The 24309-nt window shown below is 44.4% G+C and carries 26 protein-coding genes; all 26 read right to left on the minus strand.

Going from position 1 to position 24309, the window contains the following annotated elements; translation table 11 throughout:
• Positions 1 to 165 precede the first annotated feature (165 nt).
• Positions 166 to 1710 (minus strand): glycerophosphodiester phosphodiesterase, encoded by a 1545-nt coding sequence (locus tag FFM75_RS08520; protein WP_137628754.1) that lies wholly within the window; start codon positions 1708 to 1710, stop codon positions 166 to 168.
• A gap of 73 nt (positions 1711 to 1783) precedes the next feature.
• Positions 1784 to 2896 carry a D-alanine--D-alanine ligase family protein gene (locus FFM75_RS08525; protein WP_137628755.1) on the minus strand — a complete coding sequence of 371 codons (1113 nt, stop codon included), beginning with the start codon at positions 2894 to 2896 and terminating at the stop codon, positions 1784 to 1786.
• 101 nt (positions 2897 to 2997) lie between these two features.
• Complete coding sequence (locus FFM75_RS08530) at positions 2998 to 4026, minus strand: zinc-binding alcohol dehydrogenase family protein (protein WP_137628756.1); 1029 nt, start codon at positions 4024 to 4026, stop codon at positions 2998 to 3000.
• Positions 4027 to 4044: 18 nt separating this feature from the next.
• Positions 4045 to 5019, minus strand: coding sequence for a DUF2785 domain-containing protein (locus tag FFM75_RS08535; RefSeq protein WP_137628757.1), 975 nt, complete (start codon positions 5017 to 5019; stop codon positions 4045 to 4047).
• 136 nt (positions 5020 to 5155) lie between these two features.
• Entirely contained in the window at positions 5156 to 6082 is a 927-nt protein-coding gene (locus FFM75_RS08540; protein WP_137628758.1) for an L-lactate dehydrogenase, read from the minus strand.
• A gap of 151 nt (positions 6083 to 6233) precedes the next feature.
• Positions 6234 to 7064, minus strand: coding sequence for a MetQ/NlpA family ABC transporter substrate-binding protein (locus FFM75_RS08545; protein ID WP_137628759.1), 831 nt, complete (start codon positions 7062 to 7064; stop codon positions 6234 to 6236).
• 39 nt (positions 7065 to 7103) lie between these two features.
• Positions 7104 to 7793: a methionine ABC transporter permease gene (locus FFM75_RS08550; RefSeq protein WP_137628760.1), complete on the minus strand. Its 690-nt coding sequence runs from the start codon at positions 7791 to 7793 to the stop codon at positions 7104 to 7106.
• On the minus strand, positions 7786 to 8820 hold the full coding sequence (locus FFM75_RS08555) for a methionine ABC transporter ATP-binding protein (protein ID WP_137628761.1): 1035 nt from the start codon (positions 8818 to 8820) through the stop codon (positions 7786 to 7788). The genes FFM75_RS08550 and FFM75_RS08555 overlap by 8 nt, the downstream gene beginning before the upstream one ends.
• A 379-nt stretch (positions 8821 to 9199) precedes the next feature.
• On the minus strand, positions 9200 to 9496 hold the full coding sequence (locus FFM75_RS08560) for a glycine cleavage system H family protein (protein WP_137628762.1): 297 nt from the start codon (positions 9494 to 9496) through the stop codon (positions 9200 to 9202).
• A 31-nt stretch (positions 9497 to 9527) separates the two neighbouring features.
• The gene (locus FFM75_RS08565) at positions 9528 to 10733 is read right to left on the minus strand and encodes an FtsW/RodA/SpoVE family cell cycle protein (RefSeq protein WP_137628763.1); all 1206 of its coding nucleotides are present in this window, start codon (positions 10731 to 10733) and stop codon (positions 9528 to 9530) included.
• A gap of 89 nt (positions 10734 to 10822) precedes the next feature.
• On the minus strand, positions 10823 to 11053 hold the full coding sequence (locus tag FFM75_RS08570; protein ID WP_137628764.1) for a DUF2969 domain-containing protein: 231 nt from the start codon (positions 11051 to 11053) through the stop codon (positions 10823 to 10825).
• On the minus strand, positions 11037 to 11309 hold the full coding sequence (yidD, locus tag FFM75_RS08575) for a membrane protein insertion efficiency factor YidD (RefSeq protein WP_137628765.1): 273 nt from the start codon (positions 11307 to 11309) through the stop codon (positions 11037 to 11039). The genes FFM75_RS08570 and yidD overlap by 17 nt, the downstream gene beginning before the upstream one ends.
• A 2-nt stretch (positions 11310 to 11311) precedes the next feature.
• Positions 11312 to 12307: a rod shape-determining protein gene (gene mreB / locus FFM75_RS08580; RefSeq protein WP_137628766.1), complete on the minus strand. Its 996-nt coding sequence runs from the start codon at positions 12305 to 12307 to the stop codon at positions 11312 to 11314.
• 118 nt (positions 12308 to 12425) lie between these two features.
• Entirely contained in the window at positions 12426 to 12980 is a 555-nt protein-coding gene (locus FFM75_RS08585; RefSeq protein ID WP_137628767.1) for a GNAT family N-acetyltransferase, read from the minus strand.
• A 95-nt stretch (positions 12981 to 13075) separates the two neighbouring features.
• Complete coding sequence (gene murA, locus FFM75_RS08590) at positions 13076 to 14392, minus strand: UDP-N-acetylglucosamine 1-carboxyvinyltransferase (RefSeq protein ID WP_137628768.1); 1317 nt, start codon at positions 14390 to 14392, stop codon at positions 13076 to 13078.
• 28 nt (positions 14393 to 14420) lie between these two features.
• Positions 14421 to 14654 (minus strand): DUF1146 family protein, encoded by a 234-nt coding sequence (locus FFM75_RS08595; protein ID WP_137628769.1) that lies wholly within the window; start codon positions 14652 to 14654, stop codon positions 14421 to 14423.
• A gap of 434 nt (positions 14655 to 15088) precedes the next feature.
• Positions 15089 to 15517, minus strand: a complete 429-nt coding sequence (locus FFM75_RS08600; RefSeq protein ID WP_137628770.1) for a F0F1 ATP synthase subunit epsilon — start codon at positions 15515 to 15517, stop codon at positions 15089 to 15091.
• An 11-nt stretch (positions 15518 to 15528) separates the two neighbouring features.
• Positions 15529 to 16932 carry a F0F1 ATP synthase subunit beta gene (gene atpD, locus FFM75_RS08605; protein ID WP_137628771.1) on the minus strand — a complete coding sequence of 468 codons (1404 nt, stop codon included), beginning with the start codon at positions 16930 to 16932 and terminating at the stop codon, positions 15529 to 15531.
• 24 nt (positions 16933 to 16956) lie between these two features.
• A complete protein-coding gene (locus FFM75_RS08610; RefSeq protein WP_137628772.1) occupies positions 16957 to 17901 on the minus strand; it encodes a F0F1 ATP synthase subunit gamma in 945 nt (314 codons plus the stop codon).
• Between the two features lie 30 nt (positions 17902 to 17931).
• A complete protein-coding gene (gene atpA, locus FFM75_RS08615; protein WP_137628773.1) occupies positions 17932 to 19452 on the minus strand; it encodes a F0F1 ATP synthase subunit alpha in 1521 nt (506 codons plus the stop codon).
• A 31-nt stretch (positions 19453 to 19483) separates the two neighbouring features.
• The gene (gene atpH / locus FFM75_RS08620) at positions 19484 to 20029 is read right to left on the minus strand and encodes an ATP synthase F1 subunit delta (protein WP_137628774.1); all 546 of its coding nucleotides are present in this window, start codon (positions 20027 to 20029) and stop codon (positions 19484 to 19486) included.
• A complete protein-coding gene (gene atpF / locus FFM75_RS08625) occupies positions 20019 to 20534 on the minus strand; it encodes a F0F1 ATP synthase subunit B (RefSeq protein ID WP_137628775.1) in 516 nt (171 codons plus the stop codon). The genes atpH and atpF overlap by 11 nt, the downstream gene beginning before the upstream one ends.
• 53 nt (positions 20535 to 20587) lie before the next feature.
• Positions 20588 to 20800 carry a F0F1 ATP synthase subunit C gene (gene atpE, locus FFM75_RS08630; RefSeq protein WP_130845638.1) on the minus strand — a complete coding sequence of 71 codons (213 nt, stop codon included), beginning with the start codon at positions 20798 to 20800 and terminating at the stop codon, positions 20588 to 20590.
• 43 nt (positions 20801 to 20843) lie between these two features.
• Positions 20844 to 21557 carry a F0F1 ATP synthase subunit A gene (atpB, locus tag FFM75_RS08635; RefSeq protein WP_137628776.1) on the minus strand — a complete coding sequence of 238 codons (714 nt, stop codon included), beginning with the start codon at positions 21555 to 21557 and terminating at the stop codon, positions 20844 to 20846.
• Between the two features lie 277 nt (positions 21558 to 21834).
• On the minus strand, positions 21835 to 23115 hold the full coding sequence (locus FFM75_RS08640) for a uracil-xanthine permease family protein (RefSeq protein WP_137628777.1): 1281 nt from the start codon (positions 23113 to 23115) through the stop codon (positions 21835 to 21837).
• 467 nt (positions 23116 to 23582) lie between these two features.
• Positions 23583 to 24212: a uracil phosphoribosyltransferase gene (gene upp / locus FFM75_RS08645; RefSeq protein ID WP_137628778.1), complete on the minus strand. Its 630-nt coding sequence runs from the start codon at positions 24210 to 24212 to the stop codon at positions 23583 to 23585.
• Positions 24213 to 24309: the final 97 nt, after the last annotated feature.

The raw sequence follows: 24309 nt of genomic DNA on the forward strand, positions 1-24309 counted from the left end.
TAAACTACCCGTTGTTAAGTGAACCACCAACCCGATTAAAAGCGATTCATCACTTGGTTTAGCTCACTTTAAGGCCGTCAAACAAAGGCGCTCATCATTTTCCTAAATACTAGCGTTTAATCGGTCTAGCGACTACACCACCACCCTAAATTAGGGTTAATAAACTTATAACCAACTAACGACCCAGTTAATAAGTTGATACGTATAAACCAAACGTGGCCCCTGCATCAAATGGCGTAATTTGCCGGGCCGGTTCGTAATTAGACCAGTTGCCCCCAGTGTCGTCAATCGTTGCATCGCTAGCGGCCGATCAACCGTCCATAAGTAAACTGGTTTTCCTTGTCGTTTCGCTGCCGCTAGTTGCTCCCGCGTTACGGTTAACGCTTGGAGGGAATAAAAATCAGCCGCATTCTTTTGAAAATCAGTGAGATAAAACGGCGTGATAAAGCCAACCCTTAACTGCGGTGCTTGTCGTTTCAGACGGGCCACAACGGCATAATCCAACGAATGGACCTGATCTTGATGTTGCGACAAGCGCCGACCATACTTATCAGCAAATGCCGGCATTAATTCATCTGCTGGTCCCAACGCCTTAATTTCCACCAACAATGGTTGCTGCAAGTGATGGGCAGTCTTTAAATAATGACTGAACGTACTTAACCGACCATGTTGCCCGTTTTCTAGCAGCGGTAGGCCAGCTAGTTGATTGAGCTGATAATCACTAACTGGCCCACGCCGATCGGCTAGATGATCAAGGGTCGGGTCATGCATCACGACCCACTGGTGATCGGCGGTCGGTTGGATATCCATCTCGACAGCTGCCGGTTGTGTTGCTTTAACGGTCCGTTTAAGCGCCGTCGTGGTGTTTTGAACGCCATTGTGACCATTCACCCCCCGATGGGCGATAACTGCTGGTGCCGCCAAATTAGTCCCATTTAACCACCAAATGGCCAAGCCTAAGCTAAGGATGAGATAGCCCCCATGACGCCAAGCGTGTGGCCGGGTGCTCACTGGGCATTTTAGCCAACGTTGTAACCCACCAGCAAACCAACACCACATGTCCCACTGCACGCCAGTGACGACCAACACTGCCATTCCTAAACCAGCTAAGCGACTGACCCGTTCAACCATGGCAACCACACCGATCCCCATGCCGACTAACACTAGCCAGCCAAGCACACCACCAAGCAAGCGGCATAAGCGCCAAACCACTGGCCAAAATGGGGTATGCCAGCCAGTCAACCACCAAGCACGCCAAGTTGTCAGCTGACGCAACTGTTGACCAAAACTTGGCAGCCATTTCCATGAGACGACCCATAACACCGCCCACAAACTACCGACGATTGGTAGCCACTGATAGCGGGTCATAAATAGCCAATTTTGAAATGCGGCCGGTAAGCTGACACTGGCCTGCAGGGTGGCTAAATAGCCACCCCAACCAAGTGGCAACCAGATTAAAGCGAACATTAATTGTAAGGTCCATAAATAACCGAGTTGACGCTTAGACCGCACTTGATGGCTTAACCGACCAGTCAGCCAGGGTAGCCAACCGCTCAAAATACCCAAACCAACTAATGTTAACCAGCCACCAACTTGTACCCCTAACACTTTAACTAGTACGGCTAAACTTAACCCAGCTAGCCAGCCTAACCAAGCCTCGCCAGTTAAACTATGTTGTCCTAGTTGTCGGCACTCCCAATAGCGCCGCATATTAAAACCTCCCCGTTTATGTAAAAAAAGGTGGTTGGAATTAAATCCCAACCACCACAACGTTAACGCTAGTTTATTCTGCGTCTAACGCCACAAAATCATAGTGAATTGCGGCTTGCCGCTTAAATTCATCAAACCCGAGTTGAATCAATTGGTCAATCAAATCAGAATAACCAATGCCAGAAACTTCCCAGAGTTTTGGATACAAACTAATATTCGTAAAACCAGGTAACGTGTTGATTTCACCCAAATATGGTTCGCCAGCTTCAGAAACTAAGAAGTCAACGCGTGCCATACCCTTCAAGCCAAGGGCCTTAAAAGCGCCTAATGACATGTCTTGAATCCGTTTCGTCAAGTCAGCTGGTAAGTCAACTGGCAATTCAAACGTGACACCACTAGCATCCACGAACTTGTTATTGTAATCATAGAACGTGTCCGTCTTGGGCACATCAATCGCCCCAAGCTTAGAAGCTTTAGGATTTTCATTACCCAAAATTGAACATTCAACTTCACGTGGATTATCGATTGATTCTTCAACTAAGATCTTGAAGTCATATTTGAACGCATCGGCTAAGCCATCCAAGTATTCTTGTTCATTTTCAGCTTTATGAATCCCGACTGATGACCCTTGGTTGGCCGGCTTGATAAACAAGTGATCGCCAACATGCGCTTGTAAATAAGCGTATGTCATTTGATCGCGGTTTTCCGGTGTCACCACAACGTACTTGGTATTTTGAATATGGTGATGCGTTAAGATTTGCTTCGTAATATCCTTATCAAAACTAGCAGCAGAAGCTAACACGCCACTACCAACATAAGGCTTCTTCAATAACTTGAAGAGTCCTTGCAACGTCCCATCTTCACCTAAGTTCCCGTGCACCACTGGGTAGAAGATATCAATATCCGTGGCATTCGCCAGGTTCTTGATGGGCGCCAATGGATCACGCATATCTAACTTTGGCATTTCCTCGGCAACGACTTTATCTTCCGGTTCCCCCGCAAAGATGCGTTGGGTCGCGGCGTTATCTAATACGATACCATCTTTAGTTAACAAGAATAAGTCAACGTCATACTTGCTCTTATCCATGGCATCATAAATATTGTGCGCAGAACGCTTTGAAACATCATGTTCAGAAGAGTTCCCGCCAAACAACAAGCCAACATGGATCTTTTTTTGTGTCTCCATTATTAAGTTCATCCTATCAAGATTTATTTCATACTACGGCTGATTTAATTTTACAATATCTCGCTACAATTGAAAACATTTTTGCAACTTTGTTAGCGCTATTATCCGTTAAAAGGCGCGCTTAAGACTAATTTACCCAGCATTTGGCCACTTTCAACAATTCGATGGGCTTGCGTCAAAGTCGTCGCATTGATCCCAGCTAAGACTTGTTTGGTCGTCGCCGTTAACTCACCAGCATCGGCCAAGGCCGCAACACGTGCCAAAATCATCCCCTGCGTGGCCATCTCAGGTACTTGGTAATTGGCTTTAGTAAACATGAATTCCCAAGCAAAGTTCAAACTCTTCGGCTTTAGCAAGTCCATCGGTAGCGGCTGCGCATTTGTCACCACCGCGACAATTGTACTTAATGGTCGCATTAGTGGCGCAACTTTGGGCAAGTACAAATCAGTTGAATGTAATAAAATTGCACTATCAACGGTTTTAAGCTGTTGGTCCGCCAATTGTGCCGCCAAATCTTGATGGTAATCCAACACGATATCAGCACCCAATTGTTTGACCCACGCCGTCGTTTCTGGCCGACCAGTCGTGGTAACGACGGTCAGGCCGGCCCACTTTGCCAACTGAATGGCAATCGAACCGACCCCGCCAGCACCATTGACAATCAAAACACTGTGCCCCTCATTGGCGCCTTTTTCAGCGGTCCAACCTAACTTTTCAAACAGCGCTTCCCACGCCGTTAAGGCTGTTAGTGGCACCCCAGCGGCATCGGATGCTGACCAAGTTTTCGGCGCTAAGGCCACCAGTCGTTCATCAACGAGTTGGTATTGGGCATCACTACCGGGACGGTCGACCGCCCCGGCATAGTAGACAATATCATCGGTCATAATCGACGTCACCGCCTCACCCACCGCTAAAACTTTGCCAACGGCATCGAATCCTAAAATTCGTGGTGTCGAAACTGCTGGTTGTGCTTGGCGTTGCTTCGTGTCAATCGGATTAACCGAAACCGCTTGGACGGCGACTAAAATGTCGCGACCAGTTGGGGCAGGCACCTCAAGCGTGACGTCTTGAAAAAGTTGGTCGGCGTCACTTGTAGTCCCTTGATAGAGACCAACTGCTTTTGCTTGCATCTAAAAACTTCCCTTCAACTAACCTAAAAATTCCAATTCTTCATCGAGATAATCACTGACTGCCGTTGGAAAATCATCGTGTAACGCCATCGCTTCTAACAACCGATTGCGATTAAAGACCCGATTCCAAGCCGATTCTGACTTAGGTGCTGGTTGCATGATCAATTGTTGATGCCAACGTTTAAAGGCCAATAAGACGTATTCAGTATAAACATCGTCTTTAGTGGTGATCAACGCCAAATATGACGACAAGCGTTCTGGTTCACCAAAAATCAGTGGTGTGTTCAAGCGTTGATAACGTTCAATCAACGTCGCCAGCATCATTAACTTATCAGCGCGTGCTAATCGTGGTTCTTCTGCCAATTCTTCTAACAAATTGCCCACGTGGGTATACGCATGCGCCCAACCATTAGTGCCCACAAAACCACGCGTATCACGTTCAAGCATTAAGTACGTGGTAAATTGTTGTACCAGTTGTTCTAGTCGGGCGTCCGTCATAAAATGAAACCCTGCATGATCCGCGTATAGTAGCACTGCTAAAATCAAAATCGCAAATGAGCGCTGATAGATCGCATCATTTTGTGGTTCATCAATATGCGCAAATAATTGGTCATCTTGAATCAAGGTATCAAAAATCAGCCCTAATTGGTCTTCGCTTAATAATTGTTGTTGTAAGGCTTCGTTTAATAAATAATAGCAACCAGCATCACGGATGGCAGGATTCAATGACCCCAGATGTGGTAAAAGTTGTTTAATCTGATCATCGGTAATGGTTGTTAAACTACCTTCATTTAGACCAGCATTTAAGGTTTCAATTAAAGTCTCAACATCGCCATCGGGGACCGCAATCACCGTGGTCGCCGATACGACATCGATTTGATTGATTAAATAGCCAATGCGCTGTGGTAACGATTGGTATAAATCGCCCGCACGAATATGTTGCCGCAGTTGTAAACAATCGGCTTTTAATGTTGTTAATTTTTTAGTATCCATTCGGCGCTCCTATAACTAAGTTTAACGTCTATTTTAGCATGCTTCGCCAAACTTGCGGGTGCTAGACACACTAAAAGATGGCCGCTCACTGAAATTCAGCTTCAGCAAGCGACCATCTTTTAACTAACCCACAAGCTTAAGGTTGTGGTAAAACATCAACATTCTTTTTAATAAACTTCGCAGACGCTGCCAATGAGGCTTGTTCATCCGCCGTTAAATCAAGACGAATCAAGGATTCAATCCCATTTTTACCGATAACCGCTGGCATCCCAACATACGTCCCAAGTTCGGGATCAAATGCAGAAACAGGACAAGCTAACTTAGCATCGGCACTGACGGCTTCAGCCAAACGCACGCCACAAGTGGCAATCGCAAAATTGGTATAGTGCTTACCTGCCATCACGGCAAACGCACCTTGGCGCGCATCATCTTCTAATTTATCCAAGTCTAAATGCGCCGCTGCTTGGAAATGTGAAATTGGTTGGCCGTTGACCCGCACAGTGGACCAAGCAACGAATTGAGAATTGCCATGTTCACCATAGACATAACCATCCACGTTTTTTCCGTTAGTGCCTAGCGCTTCACCGACACACTTTTGCATCCGGGCGGTATCCAAGAACGTCCCAGTCCCAAAGACGCGGTTACGGTCAAAACCAGTCATACGTTGTAAGTAATCAGTCATGACATCACAAGGGTTCATGATATCAATTAAGATACCTTTAAACCCAGAAGCCACAATTTTAGGGGCAATATCGCGAACGATCGCTTGATTAGAATCATATTCACCAAAACGGCCTTTAGAGCTATTCATATCAATGGCTTTGATATTCCCAGAAGCCACGATTAAAACTTCAGCATCAGCTAAAGCCGCGTAATCATTTAAAATAATCTTGGTCGTTGAAGCGAGCCGCGCTGACGCATCGTCTAAATCGATCTTTTGTGCTTGTGCTAGCGCTTCATTATGATCGATTAAAACCAATTCATCAACGGTCCCTTGTTGTACCAATGTATAAGCAACAGTGGCCCCAACTTGACCTAAACCAATAACACCATATTTACGCATTTTGCTAACCCCATTCTACAATTTATTTGACTTCATTAGCGTACCTTGGAAGCGGTCTAAAGTCAAGCTGGGCCTGGTCTCATGGAATTTTAATCCAAATAAAAAAACCGACCAAATTGCTTTGGCCGGATCACTTAAATCAAGATTAAATTTAGTTATCAGAAACTGGTAAGATGGCACCCTTGTACTTCTTCTTGATCCATTCTTGGGTACTCTTAGAACGCAACGCCTTCATCAATTTCTTGATAGCCGTTTTGTTTTGGTCGCCCTTACGAACCGCCACGATGTTGGCGTATGGTGAATCTGACTTTTCAAGTGCAATTGCATCTTTACTTGGATTCAAGCCAGATTGAACCGCGTAATTGGCATTGATCACAACGGCATCACCTTCGTTGTTCTTGTAAAATTGAGGCATTAACTTAGCTTCGTAAGAATGCTTGAACTTCAAATGACGCTTGTTCGTCTTAATGTCGCTAAAGGTCGCTGATGTGATATCGGTCCCCTTCTTCAAGGTAATCAAACCAGCATCTTTAAAGAGTGTCAAAACTCGACCATAATCAGCCACATTGCTGCTGACCAAGACGGTTGCCCCTTTCTTCAAGTCCTTTAAACTCTTAACTTTTTTAGAATAAACCCCAATTGGTTCCAAATGAACAGAACCAGCTGAAACTAATGTCCCGTTATTTTCTTTGTTCCAGTTCTTTAAGAATGGCGTGTGTTGGAAGTAGTTGGCATCTAATTCTTTAGCTGCCAAGGCCTTGTTTGGTAAGACGTAATCTTGGAAGACTTTGATCTTCAAATTAACGCCTTCCTTTTTCAATTGTGGTTGCACGTGCTTCAAAATTTCAGCATGTGGGACCGCCGAAGCCCCAACCGTGATGGTGGTCATCTTGCTTGAAGACGATGATGACTTCCCACAACCAACTAATAAGACGGCCGTTGCGGCCACTGCTAATAACCCTAAAATTCCCTTTTTACGCATAACTTGTTGCCTCCTATGTGATTAATACCCTAACTAAATTTAAGCGCGCTTATCGATATGCTTAACAGCAATATCACCAATAAATTGGAAGATAAACACGATAATGACGATAATCACGGTTGCCACTAAGGTAATCGCATTATTATTGGATTGGAACCCATCTTGATAAGCCAAGTTACCAAGACCCCCGGCCCCAATCGCACCGGCCATTGCAGTATACCCGATCAATGAAATCGTCGTCACCGTAATCCCAGAAACTAACGCTGGTAAACTTTCCGGTAACAAGACCTTCCGGACAATCTGCCAACGCGTCGCGCCCATTGATTCAGCGGCTTCAATGACCCCATGATCGAGTTCATGGAAAGCCAGTTCAACCATCCGCGCATAAAATGGTGCCGCGGAAATAATCAATGATGGCAATGCCGCGCGTGGTCCGATGATCGTGCCGACTAACTTTTGCGTAATCGGTAATAATAGCACAATCAAAATGATAAACGGAATGGACCGGAACACGTTAACGAACAATGCCACGAGCCAATTCAATAGCTTGACTAGTGGATTGTGACTGTCAGTTGTTTCAAATAACAACAACCCCAGGGCAATCCCTAAAATGGCGACAACCACCATTGATACGACGGTTAGCCAGATGGTTTCCCACGTGGAAGTCATCATATTGCCCCAGTCAACATTTGAGAACTTGAAATATGAACCTAAGCCTTGATCATTCACGATTTAAAACCTCCGTTTCCACCCGCATCTTTTGCAAGTACGCCAAGGCGCCATCAATTTCTGCTTGTTCGCCTGTTAATTGAATATATAAGGTCCCAATCGACCCTTCTTGGGTTTGATGGATCGTCCCTTCAATGATGTTCAAATCTAAACCACCATATTGTTTCAACATTTCAGAAACGATTGGTAATTTGGCTTGGTCACCATGGAACGTCAATTGAACAATTGTCCCCTTTGGATACTTCGCAAGCAGTTGATCGACAACCGCTGTCGTATCAGTCAAGGACGGTGTCACTTCTTCGTTAACAAAGCGCTTGGTTACGGCTTGTTTTGGTCGTTTGAAGACTTCTAAGACGGGACCTTGTTCAACGATTTTACCAGATTCCATGACTGCCACATGATCCGCAATTTTACGAATCACATGCATTTCATGCGTGATCAACACAATCGTTAAATGTAACTTCTTATTGATATCCAACAATAAATCTAAAACTTCATCCGTCGTTTGTGGATCCAACGCACTGGTTGCTTCATCGGATAAGAGGATCTGGGGATCATTCGCTAAGGCCCGGGCGATCCCGACCCGTTGCTTTTGCCCACCAGATAATTCAGATGGATAAGCTTGTTCACGTCCTGCTAACCCAACCAAGTCAGCTAAATGTTCCGCTTGCTTTTTCGCTTCAGCTTTACTTTGACCCGCAATTTCGAGTGGAAACATGATGTTTTGCAACACGGTCCGTGACCAGAGCAAATTGAAATGTTGGAAAATCATGCCAATCTTATGGCGTTGTTCACGTAACTTGGCACCGCCTAAAGCGGAAATTTCCACGTCGTCGATCGTCACCGTCCCAGTTGTTGGCGTCTCTAGTCCGTTAAGCATCCGAATTAACGTACTCTTCCCAGCACCAGAATAACCAACGATGCCGTAAATATGACCATCTTCGATTTTTAAGTTAACATCTTGGACCGCATGTACGGCGCCTTGTTTCGTGTTAAACGTTTTGGTCACGTCTTTAAATTCAATCAATGCGATTCCTCCTTAATCCATGTATCAAAAAAAGCTGCTCATCCTAATTATTATAATGACATTATAATAATAGGACGAGCAGCTTGGTCTCGTGGTACCACCTATGTTTATAGCTGACTCGCATCAGCTATCTCAAGAGTTTATAAACTCCGCACGTTAATGGGTGCACCCAAGGCTAGCTTACTGACGCTCACTAACCTACATTAATTCAAGACCATCTTCGGCTTCGCGACTAATCACCTTGCACCAACTAGTGACTCTCTTAGTAGTCGTAACCACGTACTCATCTTTTCAAAATGTTATTTTTTAATGATTTATTAATGTGTCGAGTATACCGAGGCTTGAAAGAATTGTCAAGTGTTTTCAAACCAGTTTTCAGTTAGTCAACGTCAACTAACCAAGCAACCCCATCTTCAAGACTATTCAAATCATCAAAATCAGTCTTCAAGGCCGGATTAACGGCAACGACCGTCCCATTGATGGGACAATTAAATTCAGAAACCGCTTTGGTGGCTTCAATACTGAGGAAGGCCCGCTTTTGACTCACCTTGTCACCAATCGCTGGTAACTCCGCATATTTAATCTCACCGAGTGCTTCGTGCGCAGATTTCGTTAACCCAATCCGCGTATGCCCATCAGTATCTTTAGTCCAAAAGTAAGTTGCATCTTCACTCATATCCAACACCATGCTTTCCTTGATTTAATTTTTATTCGAACCGGTCGTTACGGCTAAACATGTACGACTTGTAATGGAACCGCATCGACATCATCAAACCGATCCCCGCCATATTGGCGATCAACGCCGAACCCCCTTGACTAATAAACGGCAACGGAATCCCAGTCATTGGCAATAGCCCGATACTCATCCCAATGTTTTCAAACACGTGGAACAAGAGCATCATAATGACCCCGGTTGAAATATACGCATAAAATTCATTCTTAGTATCAAACGTGACCCGGATCATTTGATAGATCAACAAGAAGTATAACAAGACCACGACGGTACAACCAACAAAGCCAAAGTTTTCACCAATAACGGAGAAAATCATATCAGATTCACGCACTGGCACGGTGACGTGTGAGACGTTAAACCCACGTCCTGTAATCTGACCAGAACCAATGGCTTTCATACTTTGCCAAACTTGGTAAGCATTATTCGACGTATCAGTCGATGGATTTAACCACGTATCGATCCGCGCGAATTGGTAAGCTTTAAACCCAACGGCTTCCAAGACATGGCGACCACTATCAGAAATCACCAAGTATAACGCGGTCCCCGCAATTGCAAAGACAATCGCAAAAGTCGGCGCTAACAGTTTCCAAGAAATCCCAGAAACCAAGATGACCCCACCTAAAATGGCAAAGAACACTAACATCGTCCCAAAGTCATTTTGTAACTTTAACAGCACCGCAACAGGCACCATGTAAGCAAATAACTTCCCAATCAATAACCAATCGCTTTTTGACGAATGGACTGGGTTTTCAGTATTATGCATCGTGACGACCCGACCTAGCATTAATATAAAGGCCGGCTTCATCACTTCAGATGGCTGGAAGGTTAATGACCCCACCGCAAACCAACTTTTGGCACCGGTACTGGCATACATCGAACGACTATATAACAGTAACACGGCGGCTAATAGGAAGATCCCGAACCAATAAGCCAACGGGGCGACCCGCCATAATTGTTCCGAATCAAATTGCATAATGATGACAGCTAACGCGGTCCCAATAATGAACCACATAATTTGAGTAATAACTTGTTTGGTCACGTTGACGGAACTGGAATCGTGACTAGCGGCAACGTAAATTGAGGCCAGCCCGATCAGGCCCAACATCATGACTGAAAATATGATACCGTAATCAATTCGAGATTCTTCTTCTTGAGTACGGAGTCTGGATTCTTCTGCCACAATAGCACTCCTTATTTTCTTAAGATACCCTTGATTATACAACAACCTGGTACCGATTAACGACACCAGGTTGCAAGGTTAACCAAAAATTAGCCTTTGTGTAAATGATAAGCTGATAAAACTTCTTGTAAGCTTTCATCAAATGATTTGGTATGGGCAAATGGTTGGTTGTCGCTAACCATTTCAGCATCGAAACGGTTATCTGCAACTTCCGTTACTTGACCAATAACTTGTTTACCAATTAAAACTTCCGTCACGGTTTGACCATTAACTTGCGTTTCGTTTAAGTCAACTGAGACAGCTTTATCTTTTCTTGACACTGATTTGTTCCTCCTTGGAAATCGGTTGGCGTCGAAGTGAAAACTTCATTGGCACCGGATCAAAACCACCCTTTACAAACGGGTGACAGCGTAAAATACGCGCTATGCCCATTAAGGTGCCCTTAGCGGCGCCAAAACGTTCAATTGCAGTCAACGTATAGGCTGAACAAGTCGGCCAATACCGGCAATGCGGTGCCGTCCCGGCAGAGATGACCCGTTGATACCAGCGAATACTGCTTATTAAAATCCGTTGCACGCCTATTTTTTACCTGCTTTTTGCATATGTTCGAGCAAAATACCGGCACCTTGCGCCACATTGTTCAATGGGTGTTCAGCAACCACAACGGGCACTTTTAAGTTTTGGCTGATCAATTGATCCAAGCCACTCAAAAGCGCACCCCCACCAGTTAACGTAATCCCACGATCAATAATATCGGAAGCAATTTCTGGTGGTAAAGTTTCCATCACATGATGAGCCGTGCTGACAATTTGCATCAAGGTTTCATGGATCGCCACTTCAACTTCATTTGAGTCAATTTCAATTGATCGTGGCATCCCAGTAACCGTATCACGCCCACGTACTTGCATGTGTTTGTCATCATCGCCATCTTGTTTGAAGACTTGCGCGATTTGAATCTTCACTTGTTCAGCACTACGTTCACCAATCAACAAGTGATGTTCATCCTTAACATAGTTAACGATGTCTTGGTTCATCCGATCGCCAGCCATCCGTAATGAGCTGCTGGCAACGATATCCCCTAATGATAAGACGGCAATATCACTCGTCCCACCACCGATATCAATGACCATGTTACCGCGTGGTTGGAAAATGTCCATCCCCGCACCAATCGCGGCAACCTTTGGTTCGACTTCCAAATAAACCTTGTTACCACCAGACTTTTCAGCCGCTTGTAAAATCGCCTTGCGTTCGATTTCAGTGGTGTTAGTTGGCGTACAAATCATAATACTTGGTCGTGACATAATGCCCCGAACGTTTAATTTTTTAATGAAGTAAGACAGCATCTCTTCGGTTACATCAAAATCCGAAATAACGCCATCTTTCAATGGCCGGATTGCCCGAATGTTGCTAGGGGTTTTACCAACCATTTGGTAAGCTTCTGACCCCACCGCTAAGACTTGATTCGTGTTCGTATCAATCGCAACGACAGAGGGTTCGTTTAACACGATCCCTTTCCCCGAAACGTAAATCAAAACATTGGCAGTACCCAAGTCGATACCAATATCTAAAGCCATGTTTTTTCTCCTCTCAAACTTACAGTTATACAACAAACAATTATAGCATACCCCATCAGGGTCTGAACAGCCTGCATCCAGTGCTAGCAAGCCCCTGAAGCCCGAATTTTAACGAAGCTTAATCATCTTGACGACGTGACCAAGCATCAACCGTTAACGAATAAATGGCTTCATCCACATATGCGCCATTAACAAACGCATTTTCTGGTAACGTCGCGTCCAAATGATATTGCCGCCGTTCAGCAACTGCGCGGCTCGCTTGATTGGCAACATCGGCATTCAATTGCAACTTGTGTAAGTCTAATTCCGTATAGGCAATCTCTTCCAAGCGTTCCAGTGACTTAGTCATCACGCCATGACCGACAAAGTCAGCGCCTAGCCAGTAGCCGATTTCGCCACGATGATTAGCCGCACTGATATTATGAATATCTAACATCCCAGCAACTTCACCATCAACGATAATTGTCGTAATGAACACTTCACCACGCGCTTGCTTGGTCAGCATGCTTTCAATAAAGCGTTGTTCATCAGCTACAGTAGCGGTCGCATCCACCCATGCCATCCATGGCTTCAAATGCGCACGATTAGCGTCAATTAAAGCAAATAAGGGTTCAGCATCGCCGATTTCGGTCGGCTTCAATGAGATGTGTTGGTCAATTATATTAATAAACATAGTTTCCTCCTGAATGTGCGGCAATTTTTCCGTAAAAAAACCTTCAAACACGATTTTATCGTATTTTGAAGGTTTTGGTTAGACCTATTTCAAGTTTATTCGGCCGCTTGGTCCACAAAATCAGGATTTAAGGCATACACGGCTTCATCCGGTACGTCGATTCGTTTGATTTCAGCGCCAAGCTTGGCTAACTTACCATGGAAATTAAAGTAGCCACGATCCAAATACTTCAAGTTTGTGACTTCGGTGTAGCCCCGACTGACCAACCCAGCAATCACTAGGGCAGCGGCGGCACGCAAATCAGTAGCGGCAACTTGCGCCCCATTGAAATTCGTTGGGCCATACATAATAACAGAACGACCTTCCACCTTGAAATCAGCATTCATCCGCCGTAGCTCATCTAAATGCATGAAGCGATTTTCAAAGACCGTTTCAGTCAATAAGCTCGTCCCTTGGGCACACAACTGCAAAATCGTCATTTGTGGCTGCATATCCGTTGGAAACCCGGGATGTGGCATCGTTTTAACCGACGTTGGTTTCAGCGTGACAGGTCCAATGACCCGAATCCCGCCAGCTTCTTCAGTGACCCGCACGCCCATTTCACGCATTTTAGAGATCAACGGTTTGTTATGTTCGGCAATCGCATCTTCAATCAAAACGTTCCCTTGTGTCACCGCTGCAGCGACCATAAAGGTACCCGCTTCAATGCGGTCTTGCACGATACTATGGTCACAGCCATGTAAAGCGGTAACCCCTTCGATCCGAATCGTCTCAGTCCCAGCACCAGTGACTTTAGCACCCATTTGATTCAAATAGTTAGCCAAATCAACGATTTCCGGTTCCCGCGCCACGTTTTCCATAATCGTGGTGCCTTTAGCTAACGTTGCCGCCATCATAATATTTTGGGTGGCGCCCACACTTGGGAAGTCTAAATAAATCGTCGCACCATGTAAGTGTTGGGCCGTTGCTTCAACGTACCCATCATGGCGTTCAATTTCAGCACCCAAGGCATTTAAACCTTTCAAGTGTAGGTCAATTGGCCGCGAACCAATCGCACAGCCACTAGGCATCGCCACTTTAGCATGACCAAGTCGGGCTAACAATGGCCCCATCACCACGATCGAGGCCCGCATCTTAGAAACATACTGGAATGGGGCTTCTGATGACAGGTCGTGACTCGCATCAATATTAATTTCTTTATTAATTTCATCAAAATCAACTTTTGCATTCAAAAAACGCAAGACGTTGTTCATGGTGAACACGTCTGATAACACGGGCACGTTGGTCAAGTGGGTCGTACCAGAACTAGCTAATAAGCCCGCTGCTAAAATCGGTAAAACCGCATTTTTAGCGCCTTCAATATGCACATGACCCGTTAAACGCCGACCGCCATGAACTACAATTTCTTCCATGGATAAACCCTCCATACATTCGCGATTATTAACGTACTAGATACACAAGATTTCGGACTGCATCAAAAAAGCTCCAGAAAAACTGACTAGCTGTGTAGCCAATGACCACCGCCAACAACACGATTAACGCCCGTGCTTGCTGCGGTGCTCTGGCATCCATCTTGCGATCCAATCGCAAGGGTTGCAACGCCCAAAAAGCAATCCAAATAAATAAAAATTGACTAACGAGGTTTAATAGCGCTTGAACGCCTAAATAGCGCAATTCGCTCAACTCCTTGTTGGTTTCCTAATCATCATAACATAGGAAGTGTCGCTATAAATATTACATTTTACAATTTCATTACATTTTCCTGGATTAGACACAGCTAAATGGTTAGTTAAGTGACAACTATTGTTCAAGTATCTAAAAGTCAAGCAAATGCCCCTATCCACGGCCATAATTGGACCTGACCAAAGGTATGACTCGCACTTGTATCGGCTTGACCTTATGCCTGATTTTCGCGTTGGCGTTTGGCACCCTTGCCGTCTTCGGCGTGGCTCGACCTGTGCCAAAGGTCGCGACCGACCCATCCCGCAAATTCAGCGTAAAACAAAAAGCACCGACAACCAAAATTGGTTGCGGTGCTTTGATTAGCTTTTACGCTCGTGCGACATTGCACACATCAATCAACTTGCACCTAGATGCAAGTTTGACGACTAGTGATGGGCAACGTTCAATCGGTTCATAGCCCGCCGCAAAGCGACTTGGGCCCGGGCCAACTCAGCATCATCATGCTTTTGTTGGGCCGCTTGAATCCGACTTTCTGCTCGTTTCCGCGCATTTTCCGCCCGCGCAACGTCGATATCATTTTGACGTTCAGCACTATCGGCCACAATGGTCGCCGTGTTGTTACTGAATTCTACGAAGCCACCGTTAACGGCAATTTCGTCGTCTTCTTGATCAGTTTCGACTTGTTTGATACGGACCTCGTCAATTGCTAAAGACGCAATTACGGGGATGTGATTAGGCAAAATCCCTAATTCGCCGTCAATCGTACGTACGATCAACATTGGCGTCTTATTTTCATAGACCTGACCGTCTGGAGTTACGATGCTAACGGTTAATGAGTTTGCATTGTCAGCCATGTTAACCCCTCCTAATCAGTGACCATCGATTTCGCTTTTTCAACGACATCTTCGATCTTACCAACTTGACGGAACGCATCTTCTGGTAGGTCATCATATTTACCGGCAAGGATTTCTTTGAAGCCCTTGACAGTTTCTTTGATTGGCACATAAGAACCAGGTTGGCCCGTAAAGTTTTCAGCAACGAAGAAGTTTTGTGACAAGAAGAATTGAATCCGCCGTGCACGTGCAACAGTGGTCTTTTCTTCGTCAGATAATTCATCCATCCCTAAGATTGAGATAATATCTTGTAATTCACGATAACGTTGTAAGACACGTTGAACTTCGGTGGCAACTTGATAATGTTCAGCCCCAACAATTGATGGGTCCAAAGCGATTGATGAAGAAGCCAACGGATCAACGGCAGGATAAATCCCTTGTTCAGTCAAAGAACGTTCCAAGTTGGTCGTCGCATCCAAATGGGCGAAAGTCGTCGCAGGTGCCGGGTCGGTATAATCATCGGCAGGCACATAAACGGCTTGAATCGACGTAACAGAACCTTTTTTGGTTGAAGTGATTCGTTCTTGCAATTGCCCCATTTCAGTAGCCAACGTTGGTTGGTACCCAACGGCTGAAGGAATCCGGCCAAGTAAGGCGGAAACTTCAGAACCAGCTTGCGTAAACCGGAAAATGTTATCGATGAATAACAACACATCTTGGCCCGCAACATCACGGAAGTATTCCGCTATCGTTAAACCAGTCAAAGCAACCCGCATCCGGGCACCAGGTGGTTCGTTCATTTGTCCATAAACCATGGCCGTGTTCTTTAAAACACCAGAACCCTTCATTTCGAAGTAAAGGTCATTACCTTCACGAGTCCGTTCACCGACACCGGTGAAGACAGAAATCCCGTTATGTTCTTGCGCAATGTTATGGATCAATTCTTGGATTAAGACGGTCTTACCAACACCGGCACCACCGAACAACCCAATCTTACCACCACGAACATATGGTGCTAAGAGGTCAATAACTTTAATCCCAGTTTCCAATACTTCCGTACTGGTTGTGAGTTCGTCGTATGCAGGGGCATCCCGGTGAATCGGGTTCCGTTCTGCATCTGGACCGAACTCAGGACCACCATCGATGGTTTCTCCTAAGACGTTAAATACCCGACCTAACGTTTCTTTACCAACAGGAACCGTAATTGAAGAACCAGTGTCTTCAACGGCCATCCCGCGACGTAAACCATCCGTACCATCCATGGCGACGGTCCGAACGACCCCATCACCCAATTCAAGCGAAACTTCAACCGTTAAGGTATCATCGCCATCTTTATGGATGAGTAAGGCGTTATTAATATCAGGCAACTTGTCGTTTAGAGAGAATTCAACGTCAACGACGGGTCCAATAACTTGTACAACTTTACCTGTACTCATTAGTCGTTAATTCCTCCCAATTCGTTATTCTTGCGCAACCAAACCACCAGTGATTTCGGTAATTTCAGTGGTAATAGCAGCTTGACGTGCGCGGTTATATTTCAGATTTAATTTATCAATTAAATCGCCAGCGTTATCTGATGCAGCTTTCATCGCGGTTGACGATGAAGCATGTTCAGCAGTTTTGGCATCCAAAATGGCACCGTAAACTAAACTTTCAGCGTATTGTGGCAATACGGCTGACAAAATCGCTTCTTCCGAAGGTTCCATTTCATATTCGGGTCCAACATCGACTCGACTATCTTTGGCTTTACGGTTATCTTGTTCACTTTGTTCAAAGGTTTCTTCAGAAATCGGCAGCATTTTAACTGACCGGAATCCTGATGATAACCGGTTGATAAAGTGATTATAGAACACGTAAAGTTCATCAAAGACTTCATTATGGTACATGGAAGTAACGGTTTTGACGATTTCACGAACTTCTTTGAAGGTTGGCACGTCAGAGACGCCGCGGTATTCATAGGCCACGTTTAAGCCATTCTTCTTATAAAAGTCCGCACCAGTACCACCAACCGCCAAAACGACCGCGTTATCAGCGTTTAATTGGTGGTCTTGCATAAAGGCATTCGTCTGTTTTAAGACACTGCTATTATAACTACCAACTAACCCCCGGTCGGAGGTGATCACTAATAATCCGGTACGTTTAACGGGGCGTTGTGCCAACAATTCGCTCACCGAAATGGTGTTGGAATTACTGTTGGGAACGCCGGCACTAGCTGACATCAGATGAGCTTTGGCAAGATGAGAAACGATGCTTTCAACCTTAGAAGCATACACCTGATACGTGCCAGTATGCTTTTGAATCTGGCTCAACTTTGAGGTTGAGACCATTTGCATAGCTGACGTGATCTGATGAGTCTTCTTGGTTGATTCAATCCGGCGTTTAACATCCATTAATGATTCTGCCATGCACTACTCACCATCCTTTTCAGCTCTTAATTACTTAGCAGCAGCAGCGGTTGGCTGGAACTGCTTGGCAAATTCATCTAAGGCTGCATTGGCCTTGTCAGTATCAGGCAATTTCTTCGTTGATACAATCGTATCAAAAAGATCTTGATGATTACTGCGGATGAAATCAAACATTTCAGTTTGATACCGAGCAATGTCGTCAACGGCAACTTTGTCCAAATACCCTTTGGTCAAAGCGTACAAGATCATAACTTGTTCTTCGACCTTCAATGGTGAATGAACGGGTTGTTTCAAGACTTCAACCGTCCGTTGACCACGATTCAACTTAGCTTGCGTTGCCGCATCCAAGTCAGAACCGAATTGTGAGAAGGATTCCAATTCACGATAAGAAGCCAAGTCCAAACGTAAAGTCCCAGCAACTGACTTCATCGCTTTGATTTGAGCATCCCCACCGACCCGAGAAACAGAAGCCCCGGCATCGATCGCTGGCCGAACACCTGAATAGAATGAATCACTATCCAAGAAGATTTGACCATCGGTGATGGAGATAACGTTGGTTGGAATATAAGCGGAGATATCCCCAGCTTGCGTTTCGATAATTGGTAAGGCTGTCATTGAACCGCCACCCAAGTCATCGTTCAACTTAGCTGCCCGTTCGAGCAACCGTGAATGCAAGTAGAAAACGTCCCCAGGATAAGCTTCACGACCTGGAGGCCGACGTAAGATCAATGAGAGTTCACGATAAGCGGTGGCTTGTTTTGATAAATCATCATAGATGATCAAAACGTGCTTGCCGTTGAACATGAATTCTTCACCCATAGCAGCGCCAGCATATGGTGCCAAGTAAAGTAATGGGGCTGGTTCAGAAGGACCGGCCGTAACCACGATCGTGTAATCCATCGCGCCAAACTTCTTCAAAGCTTCCACTTGAGCCCGGACAGTTGAGTCCTTTTGCCCAATGGCAACATAGATACAGATCATGTCTTGATCTTTTTGGTTCAAAATCGCATCAATGGCAACAGAAGTCTTACCAGTCTTCCGGTCACCAATGATCAATTCACGTTGGCCACGACCAATTGGTACTAAGGCATCAATGGCCTTGATCCCAGTTTGGAGGGGTTCACTAACAGATTGACGTTGCATAATCCCAGGGGCTTTGTGTTCAATTGGCCGCGTATTCGTGGTCTTGATTTCACCTAAACCATCAACTGGTTGACCTAAGGAATTAACAACCCGGCCAATCATGGCGTCCCCAACTGGAACTTCCATGATACGGCCAGTCCGTTTAACAGTATCGCCTTCGCGAATACCGTCAAAATCACCTAAAACAACGATACCAACATCGTTGCTTTCAAGGTTTTGCACCATCCCGTAAACACCATTACTGAATTCAAGCAATTCCCCTTGTAAGGCATTGTCGAGTCCATGGGCCCGGGCGATCCCATCACCAACATAGGTGACAGTACCGGTTTCAGCAACTGAGAGCTCAGTTTGATAACTTTCTAATTGTTGTTTGATTAGAGCACTGATTTCTTCAGATTTAATGCTCATAAAAGTTTCACCTCTTCGTAAAAGACTTTTTTTAATTGTTGATGAGTGCTCGTTTTAAATTCATTAATTGTAATGCCACGCTACCATCAAACGTTTGGTTGTTTGACTTCACAATAACACCACCAATGATTTCGGGGTCAATCTTTTGGTTCAATTGAACCTGTTTTGCCCCGACACGTTTAGCAAACGCCGCTGCGATGGCTTTAGCTTGCTCATCGGACAACTTGACCGCAGACGTTACCTCGGCATGAACAATTTGTTGACTGTCGTCATAACGTTGTTCAAAAGCGTCGATAATCGCTACCAAGTTACTCATACGGCCATAATCATACAACATTTGAATAAAATTCTGAATGTATTCTGAAGCATGGTCAGTCAAAGTACGCAGCATTTCCTGCTTTTGATCAACCGTTAGCAATGATCCTGAGAGGACCTCTGCCAATTGAGGGTTATCAATAAAGACTTGCCGCAATTGTTTTAATTCAGTCAGGAATGCTTCGGTCTGATCTTTTTCAACCGCGAGCTCAAAGAGGGCCTTTGAGTATCGATTTGCAATTGTAAGATTATCAAGACTCATGCTTTCCCAACCCTTCAATATACGAATTAATTAATGCTTGTTGGCCTTCAGGGTCTAATTGCTTCTTGATAATCTTCGAAGCAATTTGGACAGAAATGTCAGCAACGTCAGATTGGACGTTCTTTAAGGCATCCTGACGCTCCTGTTCAATATCCTTGCGCGCGCTTTGTTTATACTGCGTTGCTTCGTTTTGCGCGTCAGCGACAATGCTGGCCCGTTGTTTTTCACCACTTTGCTTAGCATCAGCGACGATATCGCTTGCTTCGCTCCGTGAGTGTGATAACGCTTCGCGACGTTGGTCAGCTAAATCGCTCGCTTCTTTGCGGGATTTTTCAGCCGTATCAATATCGTTGGCAATCTTGTTAGCCCGTTCACCCATCATTTTAGTGATTGGATTCCACGCAACTAACGCAATCAACGCCATCAAAATAATAAAACTAATCGCAATAAATAACATGTCGCCCAGATATAGACCGGATGCACCGATAATTAAATGCGAGAGCATCTAATGACACCTCCTTCTTCCATTTTGATAAAAATGAATCTGTTATCCAATGATTACTTGTTCATAACCATTAAGGCAACAACGAAGGAAATGATAGGCATCGCTTCAACCAACCCAACACCGATAAACATGTTAGTCCGTAATTGACCAGATAATTCTGGTTGACGGGCCATACCTTCAAGCATTTTAGAAATAATCAAACCGTTACCAACACCGGCACCAATAGCGGCACCAAACATCGCAATACCTGCTGCAAGAGCTCCCATAATTTGTGTATCCTCCTTAAAATTAAAAAACAGAAATTTCTTCTTATTCCTCTGGCGTTAATTGTCGAGAAATATAAACTGAAGCCAAGGTGACAAACACGAATGCTTGCACACTCCCGATAAAGACTGAAAATCCTTGCCAGGCTAACTCAACTGGTAGTGAATAGATATAACTGATCCAATTTTTGCTACTGGTTAAACCACTAATTAAGGTCAGTAACATTTCACCAGCGAAGATATTCCCAAACAACCGCAAACCTAATGTTAAGAAGTTTGTGAATTGTTCGAAAATGTTAAGCGGCAAGAACAAAGTAAATGGTGCTAAGTAGCCTTTGAAATAAGCTTTGGCGCCATTTTTCGTAATTCCGGCATAGTGTGCTAACGCAATCGTCATCAACGATAACGTCAAAGTGACTACCGGATCAGCGGTAGGACTTTTAACATACGTATACTCCCCAACTTGGATATGAATGAACAACCCAATTTGGTTAGCAACGAAAATGAAGAGGAACAGCGTGAACGCATATAAACCGAAATGTGATGCGTCATTCCCCTTAATTGAACCTTTGACAATGCCATTCGTGAACTCAACGAGCCACTCCAGCACATTTTGCCCACCTTTTGGTTTCATCGCAATGTGCCGAGATAGCGCAAAAACGAACAAGAAAACGATCAAACAAGTAATTAAAATTGAAAGGTCGTTCGCCACGTTAAACGTTAAACCAAGGAACTTGACGGTAGGAACTGGATCACTCACAGAATATCACCTCTTTCCTTAATTTCGGTGTCAGGATAACCATAACGTGTACTCAACATAACGTCAATTGTATCGAAACATGAAATAGTAAATTAGAGTTACCCCTAATCAAAATACAATGGTAATAATACCACCACGGCAATAAAAATTCAAAATAATTTCAACTTTTTATTTATTAGCAAAAATCCTATGACATCAAGCTTTCACGTTGCTTTCATGTCATAGGATTTTCATAAACTCGCATTAGTTTTCACTTTTTAAGAAAGTATGCTAGCGCTTACTGTTCGTTAACGGCCGCCTTTGGCAGTACTAAATTCATAATAATACCAAGCACAGTTGCGACTGCTAAACCACTAAATTGGAAAGTGCCTAATTGTAAGTACGCATTCCCAATCCCAATGACTAAAACAGCCGATGCAATCATTAAGTTACGCTTTTGATTAAAGTCAACTTGGTTATCAATTAAGATCCGCATCCCACTAGACGCAATGACCCCAAATAACAAGAAGCTGACGCCACCGATAACCGGTGATGGAATACTTTGAATCAAAGCAGATAGTTTGCCGACAAAACTAAAGATGATGGCAAACAAGGCCGCCCCACCCAGGACATAAATACTGTGTACCCGAGTAATTGCAAGGACCCCAATATTTTCACCATAAGAGGTCACTGGTGGGCCCCCGACGAAACCGGCAATAATTGACGCAGTCCCATCCCCAGCTAACGTATGATTCAAGCCAGGATCTTTGAAGAAGTTTCGTTTGGTTAACTTATTTAACACCATGATATGCCCCATATGTTCGGACATCGTGACAAAGGCAATCGGTGCCATACTTAAAATGGCGCCCCAATAAATACCCGGATGATAAGTCACAAATGGGATTTGGAAGTCAGGCATGGCAAACCATTTAGCAGCCATGACTGGTGCAAAATTGACAATGCCAAACATGACCGCAATCAAATAGCCACAAACGATCCCTAACAAGATTGGGACTAAGCTCATAAAGCCACGTAAGTACATGTTAAAGATGACGGTTAAGATCATCGTTAACATGGCAACCGCAAAGAAGCGCAAGTCATAATGGCTACCATTGATCGTCGCATCTTTAGCGGCGGTGCTAGCTAATGACAAGCCGATAACCATGACGATTGGCCCAACAACGATTGGCGGCAAGGCCTTATCGATCCAATCAGATCCAATCAACGTGACTAACAGACTAACAATCAGGTAAACGACCCCAACCGCAACGGTCCCTTGGGCAATCGCTGGATAACCAGCCGTCTTCATCAACGACTGCATCACGACGATAAACGAAAAACTTGACCCCATGTACGCCGGAATCTTATGCCGGGTAATCAAGATATACATCAATGTCCCGACCCCAGAACTGAATAACGCAATCCCTGGGTTTAATCCAACCAGAATTGGGACCAACACCGTCGAACCAAACATTGAGAATAAATGCTGAATCGATAACCCGAGCCAACTCCCAAACTTTGGTCGGTCGTGAATGTCCAAGACGACATCGTCATTATGAAACGCCGTTTGCTTTGCCATAACGCACCCCTTATATTGAATAATTGATAAAAGAAAAGACAGACCCCCACTCAAAAGCGGCTGGTCTGTCTGAATAGCGTTCACCCACTGCGGGTAAACGTCCGTCATCCTTTTCAGCCTCTCTGAGCTAAATTAAAGGAACTGTTTAATTGTTGTACCTAGAATAGCTGAGTTGATTATGTTTGTCAATAGTTGTTGACGGTTTACGCTTTAAACTGAGACACGACTAAGCCGACATCCGGTTCAGGTCGTTACAACCTGCAGGTACCATTGATAGCCATGTCCACCTACAACTTGACCAAGCAACGGTGTCATTTATCACGCTATTATATAGCGTTACTACTATATTATATCAATCTATTTGAATATAGATTGCATCGAATCTTCCTTAGTAAAAAAACGGCACACAAAAAGCGCGCTTAATCTGTTATCAGATCAACCACGCTTTTCACATCTAATCAGTTAATTTACTTGGTACCAAATAACCGGTCACCAGCATCGCCCAAACCAGGAACGATGTAGCCATCTTCATTCAAATGGTCGTCTAATGCGGCAGTATAAATATCAATATCTGGGTGAGCTTCTTGTAACGCTTTAACACCTTCAGGAGCCGCAACTAAGCACATGAACTTAATATTGCTAGCGCCCCGCTTCTTTAACATATCCATTGCCATGATAGCTGAACCACCAGTGGCTAACATTGGATCAACCACAAATAATTGACGTTGTGAAATATCACTAGGTAATTTCACAAAGTATTCAACTGGTTTCAATGTCTTTTCATCACGATACATCCCGACATGACCAACCTTAGCTGCTGGAATCATGTTTAAGACCCCATCAACCATCCCAAGACCGGCACGCAAGATTGGCACAATGGCAACTTTCTTACCGGCTAATGTCTTTTGCGTGGTTTTCGTGATTGGCGTTTCAATTTCAATATCCTTCAATGGCATATCCCGTGAAACTTCATAAGCCATTAAGGTCGAAATTTCGTTGACCATTTCCCGAAAAACTTTAGTGCCACATTCTTTTTCCCGAATGATCGTTAACTTATGTTGAATGAGCGGATGATTTAAAACCTCGAACTTACCCATGTTATGCTGCACGCTCCTTAGTGATTTCTTTCTATTGTAGCTAATTTAGTCTAAAAAAACTAGGGTAGAACTGGAAAGCAACTCAAAAAAAGTGAGT

Origin of the sequence: Lactiplantibacillus daowaiensis (assembly GCF_005405085.1) — a bacterium.
GTDB lineage: Bacteria > Bacillota > Bacilli > Lactobacillales > Lactobacillaceae > Lactiplantibacillus > Lactiplantibacillus daowaiensis.

Excerpts from the sequence above, each read along its gene's own strand:
- FFM75_RS08545 (WP_137628759.1), bottom strand. The coding sequence starts at position 7,064 with ATGCGTAAAAAGGGAATTTTAGGGTTATTAGCAGTGGCCGCAACGGCC.
- FFM75_RS08540 (WP_137628758.1), bottom strand. The coding sequence starts at position 6,082 with ATGCGTAAATATGGTGTTATTGGTTTAGGTCAAGTTGGGGCCACTGTT.
- FFM75_RS08560 (WP_137628762.1), bottom strand. The coding sequence starts at position 9,496 with ATGAGTGAAGATGCAACTTACTTTTGGACTAAAGATACTGATGGGCAT.
- atpE (WP_130845638.1), bottom strand. The coding sequence starts at position 20,800 with ATGGGAGCTCTTGCAGCAGGTATTGCGATGTTTGGTGCCGCTATTGGT.
- FFM75_RS08520 (WP_137628754.1), bottom strand. The coding sequence starts at position 1,710 with ATGCGGCGCTATTGGGAGTGCCGACAACTAGGACAACATAGTTTAACT.
- upp (WP_137628778.1), bottom strand. The coding sequence starts at position 24,212 with ATGGGTAAGTTCGAGGTTTTAAATCATCCGCTCATTCAACATAAGTTA.
- atpA (WP_137628773.1), bottom strand. The coding sequence starts at position 19,452 with ATGAGCATTAAATCTGAAGAAATCAGTGCTCTAATCAAACAACAATTA.
- atpF (WP_137628775.1), bottom strand. The coding sequence starts at position 20,534 with ATGCTCTCGCATTTAATTATCGGTGCATCCGGTCTATATCTGGGCGAC.
- FFM75_RS08525 (WP_137628755.1), bottom strand. The coding sequence starts at position 2,896 with ATGGAGACACAAAAAAAGATCCATGTTGGCTTGTTGTTTGGCGGGAAC.
- FFM75_RS08530 (WP_137628756.1), bottom strand. The coding sequence starts at position 4,026 with ATGCAAGCAAAAGCAGTTGGTCTCTATCAAGGGACTACAAGTGACGCC.
- atpD (WP_137628771.1), bottom strand. The coding sequence starts at position 16,932 with ATGAGTACAGGTAAAGTTGTACAAGTTATTGGACCCGTCGTTGACGTT.
- FFM75_RS08585 (WP_137628767.1), bottom strand. The coding sequence starts at position 12,980 with ATGTTTATTAATATAATTGACCAACACATCTCATTGAAGCCGACCGAA.
- FFM75_RS08640 (WP_137628777.1), bottom strand. The coding sequence starts at position 23,115 with ATGGCAAAGCAAACGGCGTTTCATAATGACGATGTCGTCTTGGACATT.
- mreB (WP_137628766.1), bottom strand. The coding sequence starts at position 12,307 with ATGGCTTTAGATATTGGTATCGACTTGGGTACTGCCAATGTTTTGATT.
- FFM75_RS08535 (WP_137628757.1), bottom strand. The coding sequence starts at position 5,019 with ATGGATACTAAAAAATTAACAACATTAAAAGCCGATTGTTTACAACTG.
- murA (WP_137628768.1), bottom strand. The coding sequence starts at position 14,392 with ATGGAAGAAATTGTAGTTCATGGCGGTCGGCGTTTAACGGGTCATGTG.
- FFM75_RS08610 (WP_137628772.1), bottom strand. The coding sequence starts at position 17,901 with ATGGCAGAATCATTAATGGATGTTAAACGCCGGATTGAATCAACCAAG.
- atpH (WP_137628774.1), bottom strand. The coding sequence starts at position 20,029 with ATGAGTCTTGATAATCTTACAATTGCAAATCGATACTCAAAGGCCCTC.
- FFM75_RS08600 (WP_137628770.1), bottom strand. The coding sequence starts at position 15,517 with ATGGCTGACAATGCAAACTCATTAACCGTTAGCATCGTAACTCCAGAC.